Annotated in this window: 1 protein-coding gene; it reads left to right on the top strand. The window is 59.9% G+C overall.

Translation table 11 applies throughout. The annotated features are described in order from the left end of the window. On the top strand, positions 1-647 hold a 647-nt coding region (locus IB264_RS34165), incomplete at its 5' end, for a transposase (protein WP_192435369.1). Positions 648-911: the final 264 nt, after the last annotated feature.

The following is a 911-nucleotide window of genomic DNA, read 5'->3' as shown; positions in this document are numbered from 1 at the left end:
TGACGAAGAACCGCATTGTCACGGTGTTTGATCGCTATCCGGAGCAGACGGCACAGCTGAAGAAGCTCGGGGATCTGTTTGGCAAGGCCGGCCGCGTCCAGCTGGCGCAAGTCAACGTCTCGGAGATCGACCGCATCCAGATCGACCGTGGCCTCGCCTTCATCGGCGACATTGACGTGCGGATCAAGCAGTCGGAAGCAACGATCCGGGCGATGACCAAGGCCAATGCCAACGTCAAGCTGTTGAAGACGATCCCCGGCATCGGCGAGTTCTTCGCCCGGCTGATCGACGCGGAGATTGACGATGTATCCCGCTTTCGCAATCCGAAGAAGCTCGCCGCCTATGCCGGACTGGTGCCCTCGACCTATTCCTCCGGCGGCAAGACCTTTCACGGCAAGATCATCAAGCAGGGCAACAAGTGGCTGCGCTGGGCTTTCGTCGAAGCCGTCACCCCCGCCATCGCCAGCGATGCGCAACTTCATGACCAGTACGAGCATCTGAAGATCAGAGGAACCAACAAGGCGCGTGTGGCGATCGCGCGCAAGCTTTTGACGATCGCCTTCCAGATCCTGCGTGACCAGCGCGCTTACGAGCCGCGCGGCACCAGCACCACGGAAGGCGCGTCGACGATATCCCGGCTGTCCTGATTGTCGTCTAGCGAGCCCGGCAGGACTGGGCTGCGCTCCTCAAGGAGAATGGGAAGCCGGGAGCCGAACGCCACTCTGTGACCGAAGCCAGCACGGCATCAGGGTCACGCATTGGAGACTGGTTCAAGAACCGAACGGCAGATGCCTGTCGCGCGGAAGGAAGAGATTTAGCCGATCGGCGAAAATGCCGATCAATAACCAACCGAACCCAAGGAAAAGCCGCCAATCGAAGGCGTTTCGCCCCTTGTGTTCTTTCATTGGAGA

Source organism: Ensifer sp. ENS11 (genome assembly GCF_014851895.1).
GTDB lineage: Bacteria > Pseudomonadota > Alphaproteobacteria > Rhizobiales > Rhizobiaceae > Ensifer > Ensifer canadensis.
This window is presented reverse-complemented; position numbering and strand designations above follow the sequence as displayed.